This window comes from Martinezella sp. CNPSo 3964, from assembly GCF_057784375.1.
In genome coordinates this window covers 169084-189875 of sequence record NZ_JBXSOW010000013.1, presented here as the reverse complement: position 1 = coordinate 189875, position 20792 = coordinate 169084, and the positions used below count along the sequence as shown (strand labels likewise).

At 58.3% G+C, this 20792-nt stretch carries 17 protein-coding genes; 9 read left to right on the top strand and 8 right to left on the bottom strand.

The features are described 5' to 3' along the window. Positions 1–27 precede the first annotated feature (27 nt). From AC13Q5_RS30170 to dhaL (AC13Q5_RS30145), 6 genes are all read left to right on the top strand, one after another. Entirely contained in the window at positions 28–1017 is a 990-nt protein-coding gene (locus tag AC13Q5_RS30170; protein ID WP_488504182.1) for a substrate-binding domain-containing protein, read from the top strand. 60 nt (positions 1018–1077) lie between these two features. Continuing rightward, a complete protein-coding gene (locus AC13Q5_RS30165; RefSeq protein WP_488504181.1) occupies positions 1078–1851 on the top strand; it encodes an SDR family oxidoreductase in 774 nt (257 codons plus the stop codon). A gap of 33 nt (positions 1852–1884) precedes the next feature. Next, positions 1885–2877 (top strand): dihydroxyacetone kinase subunit DhaK, encoded by a 993-nt coding sequence (locus AC13Q5_RS30160; RefSeq protein WP_488504180.1) that lies wholly within the window; start codon positions 1885–1887, stop codon positions 2875–2877. A 13-nt stretch (positions 2878–2890) separates the two neighbouring features. After that, positions 2891–3532 (top strand): dihydroxyacetone kinase subunit DhaL, encoded by a 642-nt coding sequence (gene dhaL / locus AC13Q5_RS30155; protein WP_488504179.1) that lies wholly within the window; start codon positions 2891–2893, stop codon positions 3530–3532. Between the two features lie 133 nt (positions 3533–3665). After that, positions 3666–5762, top strand: a complete 2097-nt coding sequence (locus AC13Q5_RS30150) for a bifunctional sugar-binding transcriptional regulator/dihydroxyacetone kinase subunit DhaK (protein ID WP_488504178.1) — start codon at positions 3666–3668, stop codon at positions 5760–5762. Positions 5763–5817: 55 nt separating this feature from the next. Beyond that, positions 5818–6462: a dihydroxyacetone kinase subunit DhaL gene (gene dhaL / locus AC13Q5_RS30145; protein WP_075855903.1), complete on the top strand. Its 645-nt coding sequence runs from the start codon at positions 5818–5820 to the stop codon at positions 6460–6462. 123 nt (positions 6463–6585) lie between these two features. Here the strand turns inward: dhaL (AC13Q5_RS30145) and AC13Q5_RS30140 are convergent, their stop codons facing one another. The 8 genes from AC13Q5_RS30140 to tssH form a co-directional block, all read right to left on the bottom strand. Further along, on the bottom strand, positions 6586–7341 hold the full coding sequence (locus tag AC13Q5_RS30140; RefSeq protein WP_075855902.1) for a GAD-like domain-containing protein: 756 nt from the start codon (positions 7339–7341) through the stop codon (positions 6586–6588). Between the two features lie 91 nt (positions 7342–7432). Further along, positions 7433–8527, bottom strand: coding sequence for a hypothetical protein (locus tag AC13Q5_RS30135; protein WP_143525542.1), 1095 nt, complete (start codon positions 8525–8527; stop codon positions 7433–7435). Further along, entirely contained in the window at positions 8506–9963 is a 1458-nt protein-coding gene (locus AC13Q5_RS30130) for a DUF4150 domain-containing protein (RefSeq protein ID WP_488504177.1), read from the bottom strand. The genes AC13Q5_RS30135 and AC13Q5_RS30130 overlap by 22 nt, the downstream gene beginning before the upstream one ends. Continuing rightward, a complete protein-coding gene (locus tag AC13Q5_RS30125) occupies positions 9960–11060 on the bottom strand; it encodes a DUF2169 family type VI secretion system accessory protein (protein WP_075855897.1) in 1101 nt (366 codons plus the stop codon). Before AC13Q5_RS30125 ends, AC13Q5_RS30130 begins: the two co-directional genes overlap by 4 nt. 8 nt (positions 11061–11068) lie before the next feature. Further along, positions 11069–13333 (bottom strand): type VI secretion system tip protein TssI/VgrG, encoded by a 2265-nt coding sequence (tssI, locus tag AC13Q5_RS30120; protein ID WP_488504176.1) that lies wholly within the window; start codon positions 13331–13333, stop codon positions 11069–11071. Positions 13334–13339: 6 nt separating this feature from the next. Next, positions 13340–13888: a hypothetical protein gene (locus tag AC13Q5_RS30115; protein ID WP_488504175.1), complete on the bottom strand. Its 549-nt coding sequence runs from the start codon at positions 13886–13888 to the stop codon at positions 13340–13342. Positions 13889–14005: 117 nt separating this feature from the next. After that, the gene (locus AC13Q5_RS30110) at positions 14006–14482 is read right to left on the bottom strand and encodes an Hcp family type VI secretion system effector (RefSeq protein ID WP_069613675.1); all 477 of its coding nucleotides are present in this window, start codon (positions 14480–14482) and stop codon (positions 14006–14008) included. 65 nt (positions 14483–14547) lie between these two features. Then, on the bottom strand, positions 14548–17295 hold the full coding sequence (gene tssH, locus AC13Q5_RS30105; RefSeq protein WP_488504174.1) for a type VI secretion system ATPase TssH: 2748 nt from the start codon (positions 17293–17295) through the stop codon (positions 14548–14550). A gap of 230 nt (positions 17296–17525) precedes the next feature. On the opposite strand from tssH, the gene tssA reads away from it, so the two are divergent. From tssA to tssC, 3 genes are all read left to right on the top strand, one after another. After that, positions 17526–18572: a type VI secretion system protein TssA gene (gene tssA, locus AC13Q5_RS30100; protein WP_457880634.1), complete on the top strand. Its 1047-nt coding sequence runs from the start codon at positions 17526–17528 to the stop codon at positions 18570–18572. Positions 18573–18677: 105 nt separating this feature from the next. Continuing rightward, positions 18678–19190, top strand: a complete 513-nt coding sequence (gene tssB, locus AC13Q5_RS30095; protein ID WP_075855889.1) for a type VI secretion system contractile sheath small subunit — start codon at positions 18678–18680, stop codon at positions 19188–19190. Between the two features lie 111 nt (positions 19191–19301). After that, positions 19302–20780 (top strand): type VI secretion system contractile sheath large subunit, encoded by a 1479-nt coding sequence (gene tssC / locus AC13Q5_RS30090; RefSeq protein WP_075855888.1) that lies wholly within the window; start codon positions 19302–19304, stop codon positions 20778–20780. Positions 20781–20792: the final 12 nt, after the last annotated feature.

Sequence of the window (20792 nt, the reverse complement as noted above, 5' to 3'; positions counted from 1 at the left end):
CCGGACTTTCAACGGAGGAGACTTATAATGAAGAAATTATTGATTGCTCTTGCTGCAGCGACCGCAATTCTGGCATCGCCTGCCCTCGCCCAGGACAAGAAACTGAAGATCGGCGCGGCGCCTTACGGCCTCAATGCCGAGTTCATGCAGATCTGGTCGGCAGCACTGAAGGAACATCCCGCCGTCAAGAACGGCGACGTCGATCTGACCATCTTCGACGGCCGCTACGACGCGCTCGTGCAGCAGGAGCAGGTCAACACGATGATCACGCAGAAGTTCGACGCGATCATCTTCGTGCCGATCGATATCGAAGCTGCGGCAACCGCCGTTCAGGCCGCTCACGATGCCGGCATCCCGGTCGTCGGCTCGAACACGCGCGTCAACTCCGATCTCCTGACCTCCTATGTCGGCTCCGACGATACGATCTCCGGCTACATGGAAGCCAAGACCGTGCTCGACAAGATCGGCTGCAAGGGCAATGTCGTGATCCTCGAAGGCCCGATCGGCCAGTCGGCGCAGATTTCACGCCTCGAAGGCAACAAGAAGGCGCTTGCCGAGTGCCCGAATGTGAAGGTGCTGGAAGACCAGACCGCAAACTGGTCGCGCGCCGAAGCCCAGACCCTGATGGAAAACTGGCTGACCTCGCACCCGGGTCAGATTAACGGTGTTATCGGCCAGAACGACGAGATGGCGCTCGGCGCCATCGAAGCGATCAAGGCTGCCAAGCTCAACGTCAAGGATTTCGCCATTGCCGGTATCGACGGCATCACCGATGCCCTTCATGCCGTAAAGGACGGCACGATGACCTCCATCCTGCAGGACGCCAGCGCGCAGGCCCAGGGCGCCCTCGACCTCGCAATCTTTGCCGCCAAGAAGGGCAGCTACAAGCCGGAATCCAAGATCTGGGAACAGTATCCGGCCATGCCGTTCAACGACGGCAAGGAGAAGAACTATAATGTTCCGTGGACCCCGGTAACGGCAGAAAACGTCGACAAGCTGCTCGAAACCCGCAAGTAAGATCAATGCGACGGGGCGAACTTCGCCCCGTCTCACCCCCAAGACAGAGGCTTGAAGAAGATGACCGAGACATCCCCAGACATTGATTTGAACTTCCCGCTCTCCGGCAAGACGGCGCTTGTTACGGGCGGCGGCTCCGGCATCGGCGCTGCAATCGCGGCAGCATTCGCTTCCAAGGGTGCAAAGGTCGCCGTCCTCGATATCAATGTCGACATGGCGAAAGCCAAGGCATCCGAAATCGGCGGTGGCGCTGAGGCATTCGTCTGTGACGTGTCCGATCCGGCTTCGGTCAACAAGGCTGTCAGCGACGTCGTCGCACAATTCGGCGGCATCGATATCGCCGTAAACAGCGCCGGTGTCGTCTTCCTTGCCCCTGCCGAGGATCTGCCGCTCGACTATTGGGACAAGACGATCAACATCAACCTCAAGGGCACGTTCCTGGTCACGCAGGCCGTCGGCCGCGCCATGATTGCTGCCGGCAAGGGCGGCAAGATCGTCAACCTCGCCTCGCAGGCCGGCACGGTCGCCATCGAGGAGCATGTTGCCTACTGCGCCTCCAAGTTCGGCGTGATCGGCATGTCCAAGACCTTTGCCGCCGAATGGGGCAAGCACGGCATCAACGTCAACACCATCTCGCCGACGATCGTGCTGACCGAACTCGGCAGGAAGGCCTGGGCCGGCGAAAAGGGCGAGGCCGCCAAGAAGCGCATTCCCACCGGCCGCTTTGCCTTCCCGCAAGAGATCGCAGCAGCGGCTGTTTTCCTCTCCTCGTCCGGCGCGGAGATGATCAACGGCGCCGATCTGCTGATCGACGGCGGCTACACCATTCTTTGAGCGCAAACGCTCGACAATTCGACAGGAGAGACCATGCAGCGGTTCATCAACAATCCCGATGAAGTCGTTGAAGATACTGTAAAAGGCTTCATCAAGGCGCATTCGGATATCGTCCGTCTGGCAGAAAATCCGCGCGTCGTCGTCGCCAAGGATGCCCCGCATACCGGCAAGGTCGGCGTGATCACCGGCGGCGGTTCGGGCCATGAGCCAGCCTTCATCGGCTATACCGGCAAGAACATGCTGGATGCGGTCGCGGTCGGCGAGCTCTTTTCGTCTCCAACGGCCAAGAGCTTCCACGATGCTATCCGCGAAGCCAACGGCGGCCGTGGCGTCATCTGCCTTTACGGCAACTATGCCGGCGACAACATGAACGTGAAGATGGCAATGAAGCTGGCCGCCAAGGACGGGATTGAAGTCGCGACCGTGGTCGCCAACGACGATGTCTGCTCCGCACCGCCGGAGGAGCGCGAAAAGCGCCGCGGCGTCGCCGGTGAAATCTTCATGTGGAAGGTTGGCGGCGCCAAGGCTTCCAAGGGTGCAAACCTCGAGGAAGTCCGTGTGGCCGCGCAGAAGGCGATCGACAGTTGCCGCTCCGTCGGCATCGGTCTTGGTCCCTGTACTCTGCCCGCCGTCGGTCATCCGAATTTCCAGATCGAGCCAGGCACGATGGAAGTGGGCATCGGCCATCATGGCGAACCCGGCGTTCGCGTCGAGCCGCTGAAGACGGCGGCCGAAATTGCCGAAGACATGTGCCAGATCGTGCTCGACGATCATAATCTGGCAGCCGGAACGGAAGTAGCCGTCCTCGTATCGGGCCTCGGCGCAACACCGGTCAACGAGCTCTACATCCTCAACGATACGATTGAGGCGAAGATCTCGGAACGGGGTCTGAAGATCCACAAGACCTATATCGGCAACTACTTCACGTCGCTCGAAATGGTCGGCGCCACGCTGACCGTGATGGCGCTCGACGACGAGCTGAAAGAGCTTCTCGACGTCGAGGTCGAGTGCACGACGCTACTCTGAGGGGAACGCACGCATGCAGACATTCAACAACGCAATGGCTGGCGATATCGTCTTGGCGATGGCCGACCGTATCGTCGAGAACCGTGCCTATCTCAGCGAGATCGACGGTAAGATCGGCGATGGCGACCACGGCGTCAACATGGCCAAGGGCTTCGGCATGGCCGCCGAGCGCCTGAAGGGCAAGAACCAGTCGCTGTCAGCCTCGCTCGACACGCTGGGCACGGTGCTGATGACCGAGATCGGTGGCTCCATGGGGCCGCTCTACGGCATCATGTTCACCGAGATTGCAGAAAAGCTCGACGGCATCGAAGCGATCGACAGTGCCGCCTATAGCAAGGCGCTGCATGCCGGGCTCGAAGGCATCCAGTCTATCGGCTCCGCCAAGGTCGGCGACAAGACGCTGCTCGACACGCTGGTTCCGGCGATCGAAGCGTTCGATGCCGCCAATGCAGCCGGCAAATCTTTCGCCGATGCACTCGAAGCATTGATCGCAGCCGCCGAGGCCGGTCGCGACTCGACGCTCAACCTCGTGGCCAGGATCGGCCGCGCGAGCAGGCTGGGCGAGCGTTCGCTTGGCGTGCTGGATGCAGGCGCGACCTCTTGCGCAATCATCCTGAACGAGCTTTCCGAGGGTGCGCGCGCGCGCCTGCAGTAACAAGGCTCTCCCAAGGCTGCGCGATCTCGTGCTCCACCACGGGGTCGCGCGCCGCTCCCTTCGAAGAAGAAGCATTTGCAAACCTGCGCCAATGCTTCCATCTTCTGGCGGAAAATGGGAACAGTGAATCGTCATGACAGGCAAGGCATCTTCGGTCGGTAAACATAGTGCAAGCAAAGCGGGCGTGCCTGATGCGTCCGACAGCATGCCGCTGCGCTATGGCGACGACCCCTATGTCTGGGCCTGCTGGCTCTATTATGAAGATGGCAAGACCCAGGGCGATATCGCCGAGATCATGGGCATTTCGCGAGCGACCGTGAACAGCTATCTCGCCGATGCCCGCAGCCGCGGCATCGTCAATATCTCCCTCGAACCGTCCCGCCTGAGTTCGCTCTCCATCGCCCAGGAGCTCAAGCGCCATTTCGGCCTGCATGACTGTCTCGTCGTGCCCAGCGATGACGGCTCCCGGCCGCTGATCGACCGCCTCGGAACCGCCGGTGCGCAGGCGATTGCCAGGCTCCTGAAATCCGGCGACACGCTTGCCGTCGCCTGGGGCCGAACCGTTCTTGCCGTTGCCGAACAGGCCAATGTGCCGAACCTGCAGGACGTCACCATCGTCCAGGCGACCGGCGGCACGCGTGCGCGCTTCGCCTATACGCCGGAACTTTGCGCGGCCGCCTTCGCTAACGCAACCGATGGCAAGCTCATCAACATCACGGCGCCCGCCATCGTCTCGGCCCCGGAAGTTCGCGACATTCTGCTGCGAGAGCCGCTGGTCGAGGATCAGTTTGCCACACTCTCCAAAGCCAACAAGGCAATTTTCGGCGTAGCGTCTCTGCGGCCGAATTCCACGATTCATAGCAGCGGCTTCTTCGAGTCCGTCTCGCTGCAGGACTATCTCGCGAAGAATGCCGTCGGCGTTCTCGCCGGGCGCTTCATCGATGCGAAAGGCCAGCCGGTTGCCGGGCCGCTTGACGATCGCACCATCGGCATATCCCTCGACATGCTGAAATCCATCGGCCTGCGGATCGCCGTTGCCGGCGGCTTCGACAAGGTGCCGGCAATCCTTGCCGCCTTGCGCGGCGGGTACATCAACGTCCTGATTACCGATGCTGCCACGGGTCGAGGCATCCTCAATGCAGACGGTGTCACCGAATTCGACCAGAAAGCCCAGCAGCGCCCGCGAACGGACAACAGCGTTGCCCTGCCCAGCAGCTACCGAACGCACATCAAGAAGTTCCTCAACGACCCGGACGATGTCGTCGACGAAATGCTTGAGGGTATCGTCAAGGCGCATGCCTCGCATATCGTGCCGATCAAGGGATCGAACCGGGCGCTGGTGGCGCGAAATGGTCCGCGAGTCGGCAAGGTTGGGCTGGTGATCGGCGGCGGCACAGGTCACGAACCCTGCTTCCTCGGCTATGTCGGCAAGGGCCTTGCCGATGCCGTCGCCATTGGCAACATCTTTTCCTCGCCGCCACCGACGCCGATCCTAGAATGCGCCAAGGCCTCTTCCCGCGGCGAAGGGGTGCTTTTTGTCTATGGCAATTATGCCGGCGACGTCATGAACTTCGAAATGGCTGCGGAAATGGCGCAGGAACAGCAGATCGATGTCCGCACAGTGCTGACTACGGATGATATTTCATCGTCACCGATCGAGGATCGGGACGGACGGCGTGGTGTTGCCGGCAACTTCTTCATCTTCAAGATTGCGGGCGCTGCCTGCGACAAGGGTCTGTCGCTCGACGCCTGCGAGGCGATAACGCGCAAGGCCAATGACCGCACCTTTACGATGGGCGTTGCGCTGGAGCCATGCTCGCTGCCGCAGACGCGGCGACACAATTTTGAGATCGGGCCTGACGACATCGAATTCGGCATGGGCATTCACGGCGAACGCGGCGTCACCCGCGAAAAGATGATGAGCGCCGATGAGATCACCGACCGCGTGATGGACCGGATTTTTTCGGAGATGAAGCCTGTTGCAGGAGACCGGGTGGCGGTGCTGATCAACTCGTTCGGCGCGACGCCACTGATGGAGCTCTATATCCTGTTCCGCCGCGTCGAGCAGCGGCTGAGCGCCAAGGACATCAAGATCGAGGCGAACTGGGTGGGGCACTATTGCACATCGCTCGACATGGTCGGCGCCTCCATATCCATCCTGCATCTCGATCAGGAACTGACCGAAATGCTGCACCATCCATGCGACACCTTCGCCTTGAAGGTCGGATGAACCTATAAGAATGCGCCCGGCAACAATAGAAATGGCCGGGACCGGGAGGAAGACGATGTCGGAAAAAGCGGCGCGATGCCTGGGCACGATGTTTCAGCGCATATCGATCGCGATCAACGCCGAAAAGGACCGGCTCTCCGAGCTGGATGGCGCAATCGGCGACGCCGATCACGGCATCACCATGTCCCTCGGCTTCATGGCGGTGAATGCCGAATTGGCAAAACTCGATCTTGCGCAGACACTACCCTCAGAGATCTTTTCCGTCGCAGCCTCCGCTTTTCTGGATGCCGTCGGCGCATCGACCGGCCCGCTCTATGCCACAGCCTTCCGCCGCGCCTCGCAAGCATTGAAGACGGATGAATCCCTTTCCCCAGCCTGCCAGGCCATGATCATCGATGAGATGCGCGCCGGCATCCAGCAACGCGGCAAGGGCCAGCGCGGCGACAAGACCATGCTCGACGCCTGGATCCCCGCCGCCGAAGCCGCCATCGAGGCACAGGCACGCTCACGCGATGTTATCGCCATGTGGAATTCCATCGTCGACGCCGCCGAAGCCGGAGCGAATTCCACAAGCTCCATGGTCGCCGCCCGCGGCCGCGCGGCGCGGCTGGGGGAAAGGTCGCTTGGGCATATCGACCCGGGAGCGGCATCGGCGGTGATTATTCTGCGGGCAATGCAGGATACGTTTGTGGAGAGGTGAGTGGGGGTGATTAAGCATAACTCTTAAATTGAGCCTGGCACGCAGGCTTCCTTTGTTAAGGAAATGCCGGCCGGATATTCATAGAAAACGCCACTTCGTCACATCCGGCGTCTACATCCGCGCCTATTGGCTCGGCGCGACAACTGGAATGACCTCGTCGACGATATCCTGGCGTCCATCAATCTCGACAGCAAAAGAATAATGCACCGAGCTCGGACGCCGGCCAAGCGGCTCGGCCAAATTCACTCGCCGGTACGAGGTGGCCAGATTGGCAAGCTCGGGATGCTCGCGAAGATAAATTTCCGTTTCCGACAAGGAACCATGAATCTTGCGCAGTTGCGGCAAGAGCTGACGCCCATTTTCGTCCTCAATAAATTTGTAGGTGTCGGACGAAGTTGCGCTCATCAGAATATTCCATATATCCTCCGGTGCCTTTCGCACTACCAGGAATAGTTCTACCGCATTCTCTGGCATCTCAATTCCTGCAAGACTGTATAGCTCGTGCAAATCATGCGGTGGAGGATCGGTTTCCCTGCGGCTTGTCAAATCCATCAGAAGAGTAACATCCAATGAAAGGGTAAAATGACGTCCCTTCCTATGCCACAGATCGATTGCTCCCAAGCTTGAATATCCAATGGCAGCAAAATCCTCGCTTCGCAGGTTTGGCGCATTGTCCAATATGTCTGAGAGATAGTCATCGAAGATGAACGGCATGCACAGATGGTAGTTACGATCTGAGTAATATCCCACACCGTGTTCCACCCAAAAGGCTATCAAATCTGCAGGAACTCTACCATGGGCTTTCGCAGCTTCCGCCTCCGAAACCTGCATTGTCTCTCGTGGCTTACCTCGCGCTGCAAGAAATTCGTCGGCTGACATATGACCCCGCTAAATCGCTCTCGCCAATGTCTATTTGGTGTTGGTTAACGAGTTCTCGTCCTTGTGACTTCCAGACTTATCGAAGCAATAACTAAATGTCCGGATGCTTGATCCGCTCCCACGCCTGACCGTCAAATCGAAAAATGTCCTTTGAAGCCACCACCCATAAAACATCTCCGACAGATTGCGCAAAGAACGGCCCATCATCAATGGATTCAGGATCGTCGCGACTCATAAGGCGCGGCAGGGGCGGCTGGAATCTGTGAAATTCGCCACTGCTTGGATCAAGCTCGTAAAGGCCGCCCGGCCTGACGCTCGCTGGCAAGACGAGCTTGCCGCGATAGGGCGTGATAGAATGAAACAGATTCAATCGCGTGTCGGCGTTTACTGGAGCGAAGCCGCGATTGCGGCTGCCATGCAAAATAACACCCTCACGACCGCAGACCCAGACACTTTCGGCGTTTTCAATATAAATGCCGGTCAGCGCAGCTTCAGCCAGCGGTATATTGATTTCATGCAGCTCACTGCCGTCCCAGAAGCAAAGGACAGGCTTTGTTCGCTCGGTTCCACACACATAGATGGCATCTTCTGAAAGCCCCTTGATATCGTAGAAGACTACCTCTCGCGTACCTGGATTGAGAGCTTTCTGGATTATCCATTCTTTCCAGCCGGGCTGCCCCAAACTAGGGCCACTCTCCAACAACCGCTTCTTTGCTTCAGGATCATTCAGCACCGCGTCAGATAGCATTCGCCAGTCATCGCGGCCGTGACGCACGTAAACCTGCCCGCCGGCGCCGCAAGCGTAAAGCCGCTCGCCAATCTGGGAGATTTTCAACATCTTGCCGTAGAATTTGGAATCGTCCGCCGTTGTGCCTGCACCGACAATCCGCTCCTGGAATCTATCAGGCGATGCGAAATGATAAACGTCGCCTTCCGCTGATAATAGGACAAAATAAGACTGAGATGAATTGTGATCATCAAAATAGACGATATCCTGAACACTAAGCGGGAAATTTTCGTAGTACCAATACTCGCCAAAATCGGCTCGATGGCGATACTGATAAGCACGCGCGTCAGGCTGGTAAATCTCTGCGCTATCCAACACAGCAACGACACATAATACGTCTTCAGATGCAACTCCAGCACGTGATAAGCTTATCATTTTCACTGTCCGCCCTTCTTCCATGGGTATGTCGCACCACTCTTAAGAGCTCCTATCGTTTCAGGCTCCAACGGATTTTTTCCAATATCCTTAACAGCGCGAATTAGCTGGTTATCATTTTTCGGTCCAAATTGCTCACCAACCTTTTCGGCTATCTCTTGCGCGCAATCTGGTCTCGCACCAATCATTGCCATGGTCGAGATTGTCACAACATCAGACAACTTTGCGGTTCCAGGAGGGGACGAACCTTTCCCCAGGCTTTCGATGCTGCTATCCCCCAAATGCGCCTCGTGATGCTCAGTGTCCTGCATTGCTGCATTGCCAATTACGCAAATTGCCATGCCATCATTCAAACTTGGCATATTTGGAATGCGCTTATCTCCGTCGCTTCGTGCACCGTAGCGTAACGTCCAATCCGGCACGATATGGTGTGCTTGCATGCCATATTGTCCGCAGATATCCCTCATCTTGCCGTAACGGTCTACTTGGCATTTTTTTCGATATTCGTCGCGTTCTTTAACTCGCACAGTGTCGGCTAGGGGAACTGGCTGAAGGGTAGCCAGCGTCTGCCTACGCTTACGAAGCTCGGCTTTCGTTTCTTCTACTATGGCGCCACCGCTATCCCAAAACGGCAGGCCGTCTATTCGCTGTAACGCTTCTCGAAGGCGCTTGGCTTCGTAGTCGTCTTGCGGAGGAAAATCCGAAAAATTCCTTTTATTGGTGGGGATCAGCATGCCCGCTGCAAAGATGCCAATGCCAAGCAATACAGTTCCAAGGCCCACGCCTGTTGCCGTCGCAGCAGTTCCGCCAGCTGCAGTTGTCGCCGCGCCCCCAGTAGCGGCTGTTCCGACTGCGGCACCTTCTCCCAGCAAGGCGGCGCCACCTGCAGGCGCGACGAAACCGAGAACTGCACCAGGAGGAGCGGCATTTTGCCCAGAACGGCTTGCTTTAGTGGTGGTAGCCCGCAGCGAACCGCGTATTGGGTCATCATCCTTAGGCGGATCAAAAGTTTTGGTATTTTTTACGAAGATTGCTTCGCCCTGGGTATTTTTATTATTCATCCAGAAGCGATCAAGATGCCTGATAACATGGGACCCTTCCGCCTTAACTTGTGAGGCATGCCCAATAGGTTCACAGATGCTTTCGACGGTTCCCGATTTCACCCCTTTCTTTGTTCCAGGTGCATCACCGTGCACGTGTATCGTGCAAGACCGCATTACCATGGCTCTGTAGCCAGTAAATCGGACGGAAGAGGTGTAGTTACGATCATGCCCGCAATAATCAACAACGGGATACGGAATAGGAACGATGGATGAACCGACCGGTGTCAGACAAACATCCGGAGAAAGTGACACGATGCGTGCGTCATCGACATCTCGAAGACCTTCAAGTGGACGGTTTGTAGTCCATGGCGTCGGATAGCCGGGCTCGCCTGTATGATTATCATCAGCTACACTCATGTCGCCGTTTCCAGGTTCTCGACAGTCAGTTTTACTCTCGTCAGCGTAAGCCTCGCATCGGCCGCGTCTGGCAGAGGAAACCGCACCCTCCAGGTCAACAACACCCGATCGTCTCTGCGCCAATCGAAATGAACGCCATCAAGCTTCAGGACATGCCAATCGCTCGTATCCTCGCGCATGCAATGAACGCCGAAGGTTAAGCCCGGCAATTGGCCAAACGCTTGAGGCAAATTGGCGTGGAGATTCTCGAGGTGGTAGCTCTCGTCTCCCCGAAAATGCGGGGTCGCGATCAGGTCGGGATGGGCGCATTGCCAGAAACGAGGATCGAAGTCAGCTGGCAGCAATGGATGACGCTCGTTTAGCCAATGCGCGTCATAAGTTCCGGAATGTTTCTGGCGAAAACGCCACCAGGGGGATACCGGGCCGAACCCTTCCGGCTGAGCGGCGGTACGCCAATCCAGTTGCTCGTCGTTATCGATCGTGATCTGCGGCGCTCGCACAGGAGCGGAGCCCGGCTCCATATCAAGATTGACGATGCCGCAGCCTAAGGGATTATATACTTCGACATCGGCGGGAATATCGGCGTCCGGATCACCTGTGCCCGGCACCTCGCCGCCATAGGCGTTCGACCATGTCATCGGCAAAACGCTCACGGGCGCCGTCTCGGAAAGTCTCCAATCCTTAAGCACCCGCTTCGGTTCTTTCGCGGAGAATCCAGCCCAAGCATCGCGAACAACCGGCTTCCAGAAGCGTTCGCCATAGACGCGCAGCTTCTTTTCGAGATGGCCGACACGGAGTGAAACCATCCAATTCGTCGAAGGCTGACTTCCGGGTGCATGGGCATTGCCAAGGAAAGTGATATCCGTGCCTGGCTTTTCCGGGGTCAAATCGGTTTGCCGCAGCATGATGCCCTTGTGGGGATCGCCATCATAGGCATCCTCCCACTGGAACTCTTCCTGCTCCCGCATGATTTCCAGCGGCTGGCCCTGATTATGACGGAACGTGCCACGAACAGCCACAACACAATCGAGCTTCCCGTCCTTGTCGAATTGACGGAATGCCATCGCCGGAAAAGGCAGCCGATTAATCAATTCCATGGAGCGCCTCAGTTCAAATCAATCGGCTTGCCGCGCATTTGAAAATGACCGGTGGCCACGAAATTGAATGTTTTTCCAAGGATTATGACCTCACCATTGGATTTCATGATGAACTTGGAGTCGCCGCATTCGATAACGAACTCCTCACCAACTGCGATTTTCTTGAATTTTCCGACGCTCTCCAATGAGGTCTGGCCGACATTCGTGACCTTGCTCATGCCGATCTGCTCGGCTCGTGCGATGCCGATCGTGTCAGATTTGAAGGCACCGACGACGGTATTCATGATGCCCGGAAGCGGAAATAAACCGCCTGCGGCATCCCCCACTCCCGTGCCTGATCCGGCAAGATCCGTGCCGGCATCCGCCCTTGGATTAGGCCCTGAAACAACGCCTTCCCGGCTGCCAAGACCACCAGCCCCCAAGAAACCCAGTGCCGAGGAAGCAACTGTCCCCGCGAAGGCGGTGAGACCTGCGCCGCCGCCACCGGCAATCTGGCCTGCCTGTGCCAGCAATCCCGCTGTATGACCGGACAATCCCTGCACCGCCCCCATCAGCGCCATGGCCATCGGCCCCGTACCGCCAACTACCGTATTCACCGATCCGCCAATCTCGTGCTTCTGGTTGCCGCTCACCTCGACGGCGCGATTGCCGCCGATGGAAGCGACTTCGTGGCGGTCGATGCGTTTGGTGCGGTCGTTTCGCACGCGCGTCGTCTGGTCCTTCTGGGCGTGGAAGAACATGTTTTCTCGGCCGGCATCGTCCTCGAAGGTCATCTCGTTGAAGCCGGTACCCTTATGGGTATTGGAGCGCATGACCATGCGGGTCTTATTCCCAGGCAGATCGTAGGGCACGCCATTGCTCGGGTTCGGCACCACGCCGGTCACCAACGGCCGGTCCGGATCGCCGTCGATGAAGGCGACCATGACTTCCATGCCGATACGCGGGATGACCTGACCGCCCCATGTGCCGCCGGCCCAGTTCTGGGCGACGCGTACCCAGCAGGTGTCCGATCCGTCCTTCTTGGCGCGGCGGTCCCAGGGATACCAGAGCTTGATGCGGCCATACTGATCGGGATGGATTTCCTCTCCGGAAGGGCCGGCGACGATCGCGACCTGCGTGCCGCGAATGCGTGGCCGCTCGGTCTTGCGATGCGGCGTCATTGCGACGCGCGACGGCACGGCTTCGAATTCGTTGCTATATTCCGGCTGATCCATGTTGGTTTCATAGGAGGGATCGACCGCAAAATGTGTGGCCCGAACGATGACATGCTCTTCATAGACATGCTCGGGATGTGCCACTTCATAGGGCGTAAACCGCCGGCCGGCTTCCAGCACGCGCGACGATGATCGCCCCACGACCCTATTATGGTCAGCCTCGCTCGCCTGCATACGCAGCTTCTGCGCCCGCTCGGCCTCAGCGACGGATGAAATGCGGGCCGGATATTCGTAAAGCTCGCTCTTCATCGCGCCCGGCATCTGCACCAGTGACGGTGTCGTGGTGCTTGGCACCATCTGCGGCGTCTCGAAATTCCAATCGGCGCCGGCGCGTTGCCCGGGAACGTAAGCGTAATGCTTCATCCAATCGTTGATGTGGTTGCGATCCGTCGAGCCTTGGGCAAGGCGTACACGGCCCTCGCCCTGCGCGGAGGGAGAAGGCCCCGCCCAGGAATTGGCGCCATCGGCAACATGCAGCCGATGGCTGCCTTCCTCATGCGAAAACCAGTAGAAAAGACCGTCTTCCTCGAAGCGGCGGGTCAGATAATCCAGATCCGTTTCGTTCCATTGCACGGAGTAATGCTGCGGCGGAGGCGGTGTGACGACGCCGGAAACATCCGGAGCAGGAATCCCGTGTTCGGAAAAGAGCGTCTCGACGATATCGATGCTGGTCTTGTCCATCCATATGCGGCAGTCGGAACGCTGGGACAGAAGCCACATCTGCGGCTTCAGCACCATCGAATAGGAGCGCAGGCCACGCGTGATCGGCGGCCCCTCCTGAAGTGCCGTCACGAGACCGTTGAAGGGACGGCGGACACCATCGCCCCCATCTTCGGCCTGTTGAACCTCCAGTGAGATGTCGATCAGACGACCGATCAGCTCCTCCGGCTGAATGACCTCGCGCTTGGCGCGAACCGAGAGCCTGATGTCGAAGAGCGACGATACACCTTCCGTTATCATCACTCGTTCTGGCAGGAGCTGGTCCGTACCGAGCGGCGATGAGACCCGAAGATTTCGGGTCGCCTGGATGAAATCATTGGCCGAGGGCTGATCGTTCATCTGCGCTTATCCTACCAGTGAGCTTGCCGAGCCTATATTGCCGGCGCTGCCAATCTGTTGCTTGCGGCCGCCGACGAGATAGACCATCTGGAACAGGGTTCCGTTCGGCAGCGTCTCGTGCATGCCTGGGCCGTAAAGTACCTGCGGGGTCAGGATCTTGCCGATATCGGTGCGGTTCGGCACCGTGCCAAGCAAATAGGCGCCGCGCGCCATCAAGACCCGTGTTTCGCCGTCGCTGACGGAATAATTGAATTGCGTAACGAACACCGAATGATGGTTGATGTCCATTTCGCGAATGATGTGCGCTTCATTGTTGCGCAGCCATCTCTGGAGCCAATGCGTCAGCGACATTTCGTTGGCTTTTTCGGAGAACATCCGGAAAAGCGATGCCGCGGCGCCCATGGCTTGACCGCGTGCCGCAAATTCACGCGGTCCGCTCTGATAGGAAAAATAATCGTAAGATGGGCCACGGCCAGCACGCCGGACGGGCGGAAGATCGGTCTGCTTCACCGGCTCCATCTGCAGCGCCGGCGACGAAACGGAAAAATCTACCATGGCGACCTCCACTGAGGGGTGTTTGCCGGAACATGACAATCGCAGCCATCGCGGCGATTTGGCACCGGACACGATTCCGGCGCGCTGATGCCAACGCGCCGGAAAGCGATGCTAATGTTAGGCAGCCTTGGTCGTTGCCAGGTCGTAAGACGCGATCATCGGCGACTGCGGCGTCTGCGAGTCGTCGTAAGGCGTGTACTTCACTTCCATCTTGGTGAAGTTGAGCTTGATCGTTTCGACCGGGCGGTCACCGTTGGAATCGACCGAGTAGCTGGCGATCAGCGTGTTGGTGAGCGTGTACTCGATGTAGGTATCGCCCGGGTTGCCGGTCGTTACCAGATGGATCACGGCTTGCTTGCCGGTGCGGCCCGAGCATGCCTCCTGGAACAGCTTCGTCGACGAGGAATCGCTGACCTTGGTCAGGATAACTTCCGAAACGGTCGGCTCGGAAGCTTCGCGGTTCGCAGCCGAGCCGGCTGACGTCTTCATGTTACGCGAAACATTCCAGTGGATGACTTCGATGTCCATCCACTTCTTGTGCTGCTCGTGGGTTGCATCACCCTGAATTCCGTCGATCTGCAGATAAATCGGCATGCTCTGAACTCTCCTGTTGAGATTTGAATTCGCCCTGTCGCTGCAGGGCGGGGTTACCCTTCCGTCTAATGCCGCATCCGGGCGCTGTGTTCGTCCGGGGCTGCTTTATTCGCCGTGCCGCCTTCCTCGGGGCCAACGAATTCATTGTCGCCCACCGCATTCTCTTCGATGAGAAAACGGTGATCGTGAAAGCTGATGGTGATACCGCCAACCCTATGCCCCGTCGCAACCGCATCGAGGAAAAAGGTCGAAAGCTCTGGCAGAAGATCGCGGCCAATCATGGTTTCGATGGCACGTGCGCCCATTTCGCTCGCCTTGGCGCGGCCAACCAACGCCTCGCGAGCTTCGGTAGCGAGCGAAACGCTTGTGCCGTACGAGGCGGCGACGCGATCACGGATGCGGCCGATCTGGATGTCGACGATCCCGCTCAGCGTCTCGCCATTCAACGGCATGAAGGGCAGAACGGTCGTGCGACCGACAAAGGCCGGCTTGAAGTGCTTCTGCAATTCCGGAAGCAGCAGCGCTTCCAGCGCCTCGCCCCCGGGCATGGTTTCCGGATCGGCCGCCAAGGCTGCCAGCAGTTCCGAGCCGGTGTTGGCGGTCATCACGATGGTGGTGTTCTTGAAATCGATGTCGCGGCCTTCACCGTCGCGCAGCGTTCCCTTGTCGAAGACCTGGTAGAACACTTCCTGGACGCCCGGATGCGCCTTGTCGATCTCATCGAGCAGCAGCACGCCATAGGGCCGACGGCGCACGGCCTCGGTCAACACGCCACCCTCGCCATAACCGACATAGCCGGGCGGCGATCCAAGCAGCAGCGAAACCTTATGTTCCTCCTTGAACTCGGACATGTTGATGGTCGTCAGATACTGGCTGCCGCCATAAAGAAGATCGGCCAGCGAAAGCGCCATCTCGGTCTTGCCCGTCCCCGACATGCCGACGAGCAGGAAGACGGCAGGCGGGCGGCGTGGATCGGAAAGGCCGGCGCGTGCGGAGCGCATCGCAGCCGAGATCCGTGCAATTGCGTTATCCTGTCCGAGCACGCGCTCCTTCAGCCTTGCATCCAGCGTCTTGACGGTCTCGACCTGGTCCGACAGCAGCTTGCCGACGGGAATACCGGTCCAGCGAGCGACGATCCCGGCGATCACTTCCTTGTCGACTACGCGAGGAACCAACGGCGTCTCGCCTGCAACGTCGGCGAGGCTACGCTCGGCCTGCACGAGGGCCGCACGAGCGACGTCAACGGATGAACCGTTCGGCGGAAAGAGAGCGACATTGTCACCACGCGAGCGAACGCCATCTTCGACCTGCTGAGCATTGGGATCAGCGAGCGCGGCTTCGATACGATCTGCCTCGCCCGACAGCCTGATTTCGGCATCGAGTTTGGCCTGCAAACGCTCGATCTCGCTTACTACTTCGCGCCTCTCGCTCTCGATGATGGCAAGACGGGCGACAATATCCGATGTCGGCGGCTCGGCGGAAAGTGCGGCGGCTTCAACCTCCAGCATTTCCAGCTCATTGCGCAATCCCTTCAGCGCTTCAGGAACGGTCTGGCGTGCCAGAGAGACAGCGGCTGCAGCGGTATCGATGAGGCTGATCGCCTTATCGGGCAATTGCCGCGCCGGAATATAGCGTGCCGAAAGGCGAACGGCAGCGGCCAGCGCCTCGTCCCGAATACGCACCTTGTGATGGGCCTTGAAGCTGCCGACCACACCACGCAACATGCGGATTGCCGTTTCTTCGTCGGGCTCAAGCACCTGAACGACCTGGAATCGTCGGGTCAGCGCCGCATCCTTCTCGATGTAGCGCTTGTATTCGCTCCAAGTCGTCGCTGCGATCGTCCTGAGCTCGCCGCGCGCCAGCGCTGGCTTCAGAATGTTGGCGGCATCGCCCTGCCCGGCCTGTCCGCCAGCACCGATCAGGCCATGTGCCTCGTCAATGAACAGGATGATCGGCTCCACCGAAGCACGTACGGCCGCGACAACGCCATGCAAGCGGCGTTCGAACTCGCCTTTCACGCCGGCGCCAGCCTGCAACAAGCTGAGATCGAGAAGAAGAATCCGTACCGGCTTCAACATATCCGGCACATTGCCGGCGGCAATCTCCAGGGCCAGTGCCTCAGCAACGGCGGTCTTGCCAACACCTGCCTCGCCTACCAGCATCGGATTATTCTGACGGCGGCGCATCAGGATATCGATGACCTGGCGCAGTTCGCGATCGCGGCCGATGACCGGATCAACACGGCCAAGCCTTGCATCCGCTGTCATATCGCGCGTGTACAGGCGCAAAAACTCGTTTTCGCCGGCAGCGGCAACAGTTTCGGAATTCTGTAATGGCGAGAACGCACCGTCGGGAGTGGAAACCGCGTTCAACTTTTTTTCAAGCGCGGTGCGATCAAGGCTACGCAGCGATGGCGCCATGCCCCGCGCCATGATTCTCAGTGACTGATCATCGGTCAGCGCGGTCAGAAGATCGGCGAGCGTGATGTTGTCCCGCCCAGATTGAAGCGACGCGACAAGCCACGCCTCGCGCATCAGAGCGAGCAAATTTTGAGAGAGTACCAGTGTGGCACCATCGCCTCTCGGCAAGTCGGCGATGGCGCTATCAAGCTCGGTGCGCAGTGTTGCGGAAGAAACGCTAAGTTCTTCAAACAAAGAGCAAACTTCAGATACATCCAGCAATGATAGTATCCAATGCGCGACATCGACATTAGCATGGCGATCACGCGCTGCGAGCGATGCCGCAGCCTCGAGACCGACGCGCAATGCGGGCTCAAGCGTTCTGATCAGACGATTGAGATCGATGTTCGACACCTAGAAGTTTCCTCCCTGTAGTTTCATTTCAACTACACCTTACAAATCGCGGCAACAACTAGGGCGGTTATTCCTATGCGTCCAGATGGACTACAAAAAATTTTTCATGCGGTCAAAAAATGGAATCGTCACAAATATGTTGCAGAATAGACATGGTTGACAAAGGAATATATCGACCTAACTATCACGCCCTCTAATGATGTAGTTCATTATATGGAGTTAATTCCCTGCTGAACGTCCGCGACATAGAAAATCCATTTGAAGAAAACGCGCCATGCGGAGAAAATCTTCGCAATAATACTTCTATGCGTGAAATATACTATAGAATAAAGGACGCAAGAAATCAGGCTCGCGCTGCAGAACGAGGTATATCACCAGGCGAAAATATTAGCCTTTCCCCTCTTTGGACAGATGTTAGCAATCTCGGATTGCAGATTATTTCTTCAAAAAGTAAGGACCTCGAAGTATTAGCATGGCTGGCGGAGGCGGAATTACGTCTACGCGGTTTCGAGGGTTTGAGGGATGTCTACCAGGCAATCGCGTCGCTTTTAGACAAGCATTGGGAGAAATTTCATTCTGTCGGCGCTGACGATATCGAAGAGCGCCTTGCTCCGCTTTCGGGTCTCAATGGCATCGGCGGCGAAGGAACCATCATTCAGGCGATCAGGCTGTCGCCGCTCATTCCGGGCGCGAAATTCGGTCAGTTTTCCCTCTGGGACTTTCAGCTGTCGCAGCGTCCCAATGAAGTGAAACGGCGTGACCAGCTTAGCCAGGCGACCCTTGAAGCCGGTACGGCTGCAATGAGCTCGCATCTCGAAATGGTCAATGGCTGCCTTGCCGCTTTCGACCGCCTCGTTTCCATTCTGAACGAGCGCTGCGGGCAGATGGCGCCGCCGAGCTCCAATACGCACAACGTGCTGCAGGAGGCCGCTTTGGCGCTACGCGCGCTTGCCGGTATCGAATCACAGGCCGTCGAAGCTGTAGCGGAACCGCAGCAGCAGGAAGGCACCGGCGAACAGATACAAGGGCGCCCGCGCCCATTGAACGCTGAACAGATCGGTTCGCGCGAGGAAGCCTTCGAGCTGTTGCTCGCCGTCTCGCGCTACTTCCGTCGTACCGAGCCGCATTCCCCGATCTCGATGTCGATCGAGACGATGGTGAGGCGCGGCCGCATGGATTTTTCGGAACTACTAGCCGAATTGCTGCCGGAACAGCAGGCCCGCAATGCCGTGCTGACGGCAGCGGGCATTCAGCTGAAATCGAACAAGAACGGGTGACAATTACAACCGATCTTCCGAACTTTTTGCAACCAGCCCTTTCCAAAGTTGAGTTGCGCCACATGTGAAGAGCGAATTTGCCGCTGGCATTGAAGGAGAAGTTTTATGGCGAGTGTTCACGAAAAGCTGGAGCGAGTGCGCAAGCCCAGGGTCCACATCAAGTATGAAGTGGAAACCGAAGGCGCCATGGTCGTCAAGGAATTGCCTTTCGTCGTCGGCGTCCTCGGCGATTTCTCGGGCAATCCGACGCAACCGCTGAAACCGTTCGGCGAACGCAAGTTCGTTCAGATCGATCGTGACAACTTCGACGACGTGATGCGCCGCATGACGCCGGGCCTGAACATCTCGGTCGAAAACACGCTCGAGGGCGACGGCTCGCAGCTTCCCGTCTCGCTGAAATTCGAGAGCATGCAGGATTTCGAGCCAGGCTCCGTCGTCAGCCAGGTCCCGGCGCTCAAGGCGTTGCTTGATGCGCGTAACCAGCTTCGCGACCTTATGAGCAAGGCGGACCGCTCGGAAGAGCTGGAGCGACTGCTCGAAGACGTTCTGCAGAACAAGGCCGATTTGTCGAAGCTGATGTCCGAGCTCGGATTGGCCGAAAAGCCCGCCGCAAGCTGATCGTCGTCGGCGATCAGCGCGAGCCGGTCGCCCAATCCCCTTTCAAGCAATCGATAGCGGCCGGCTTCAAGCTTTACCACTATCGCCTGCATTTTCCGCAAGGATCGAAAAATGAGCGCTGAAAGCCAACTGAAGACCAAAGAGGCCGAGTTTGCGCCTGAGGAAAACCTGCTATCGCAGATCGTGGCAGCAACCCGGCAAACCGAACCCGATCGTGCCCAGGATCTGCTCCGAACGCTGACCGACCAGGCGCTCAAGGGCACGGTCACCTATGACCGCAATTTGACCGTCACGCTCAACAAGGCGATTGCCGAGCTTGACCGGAAAATCTCACGTCAGCTCGCCGCGATCATGCAGTCGCCTGAATTCGCCAAGCTGGAAGGCAGCTGGCGCGGCCTGCAATATCTCGTCAAGAACAGCGAGACCAGCGTCAACCTGAAAATCCGCGTGCTGAACGCTTCCAAGCGCGACGTCTCCAAGGATCTCGCAAAGGCGGTGGAATTCGACCAGTCTCGCCTCTTCAAGTCGATCTACGAAGACGAGTTCGGCACGCCGGGCGGCGAGCCCATGGGTGCCCTGATCGGCGACTACGAATTCGACAATTCCTTCGATGACGTTCAGACGCTGCAGGCGATCTCGTCGATTGCTGCCGCAGCCTTTGCGCCGTTCATTTCGGCCGCCAGCCCGCGCATGTTCGGCTTCGACGATTACCGCGAGCTTGCCCGTCCGCGCGACCTCGAAAAGATCTTCGAAACGGTCGAATATGCGAAATGGCGCAGCCTGCGCGACAGCGAGGATTCGCGCTTCGTGACACTCGCCCTTCCCCGGGTACTGGCACGCATGCCCTATGGCCCGAAGACCAACCCGATCGACGACTTCGCTTTCGACGAAACCGACCATTCGAAGACCGGCGAGCTCGAGCACAACTCCTATTGCTGGATGAATGCATCCTATGTGATGGGAACGCGGCTAACGGACGCCTTTGCCCAGAGCGGCTGGTGCACGGCGATCCGTGGCGCGGAAAACGGTGGCAAGGTCGAAAACCTGCCGATGCACATCTTCTCGAGCGACGATGGCGACCTCGACCTCAAATGCCCGACCGAAGTCGGCATCACCGACCGTCGCGACGCCGAGCTGGGCAAACTCGGCTTCCTGCCGCTCTGCCACTACAAGAACACCGACTATGCCGTGTTCTTCGGCGCCCAGACGACGCATAAGCCGAAGCTTTACGACAAGCCCGAAGCAACGGCCAACGCTGCGGTCTCCGCGCGTCTGCCCTACATGATGGCCACCTCGCGCTTTGCCCATTATCTGAAGGTTATGGGACGCGATAAGATCGGCTCCTTCATGGAAGCGCAAGATTGCGAAAACTGGCTCAACCGCTGGATCGCCAATTACGTCAACGCCAATGACGATGCCGGCGAGGAATCCCGCGCCAAATATCCGTTGCGCGACGCCAAGGTCACTGTCCAGGAAGTTCCGGGCAAGCCGGGCTCCTACAACGCCGTCGCCTGGATGCGCCCCTGGCTGCAGATGGAAGAACTGACCACGTCGCTCCGCATGGTCGCCCGCATTCCGAGCAAGAACTAGGAGAGGCGGCGC

Coding starts and splice junctions, on each gene's coding strand:
- AC13Q5_RS30160 (WP_488504180.1), top strand. CDS start 1,885: ATGCAGCGGTTCATCAACAATCCCGATGAAGTCGTTGAAGATACTGTA.
- AC13Q5_RS30115 (WP_488504175.1), bottom strand. CDS start 13,888: ATGGTAGATTTTTCCGTTTCGTCGCCGGCGCTGCAGATGGAGCCGGTG.
- AC13Q5_RS30170 (WP_488504182.1), top strand. CDS start 28: ATGAAGAAATTATTGATTGCTCTTGCTGCAGCGACCGCAATTCTGGCA.
- tssC (WP_075855888.1), top strand. CDS start 19,302: ATGAGCGCTGAAAGCCAACTGAAGACCAAAGAGGCCGAGTTTGCGCCT.
- dhaL (WP_075855903.1), top strand. CDS start 5,818: ATGTCGGAAAAAGCGGCGCGATGCCTGGGCACGATGTTTCAGCGCATA.
- AC13Q5_RS30165 (WP_488504181.1), top strand. CDS start 1,078: ATGACCGAGACATCCCCAGACATTGATTTGAACTTCCCGCTCTCCGGC.
- AC13Q5_RS30110 (WP_069613675.1), bottom strand. CDS start 14,482: ATGCCGATTTATCTGCAGATCGACGGAATTCAGGGTGATGCAACCCAC.
- tssB (WP_075855889.1), top strand. CDS start 18,678: ATGGCGAGTGTTCACGAAAAGCTGGAGCGAGTGCGCAAGCCCAGGGTC.
- tssI (WP_488504176.1), bottom strand. CDS start 13,333: ATGAACGATCAGCCCTCGGCCAATGATTTCATCCAGGCGACCCGAAAT.
- AC13Q5_RS30125 (WP_075855897.1), bottom strand. CDS start 11,060: ATGGAATTGATTAATCGGCTGCCTTTTCCGGCGATGGCATTCCGTCAA.
- dhaL (WP_488504179.1), top strand. CDS start 2,891: ATGCAGACATTCAACAACGCAATGGCTGGCGATATCGTCTTGGCGATG.
- AC13Q5_RS30150 (WP_488504178.1), top strand. CDS start 3,666: ATGACAGGCAAGGCATCTTCGGTCGGTAAACATAGTGCAAGCAAAGCG.
- AC13Q5_RS30135 (WP_143525542.1), bottom strand. CDS start 8,527: ATGGAAGAAGGGCGGACAGTGAAAATGATAAGCTTATCACGTGCTGGA.
- AC13Q5_RS30130 (WP_488504177.1), bottom strand. CDS start 9,963: ATGAGTGTAGCTGATGATAATCATACAGGCGAGCCCGGCTATCCGACG.
- AC13Q5_RS30140 (WP_075855902.1), bottom strand. CDS start 7,341: ATGTCAGCCGACGAATTTCTTGCAGCGCGAGGTAAGCCACGAGAGACA.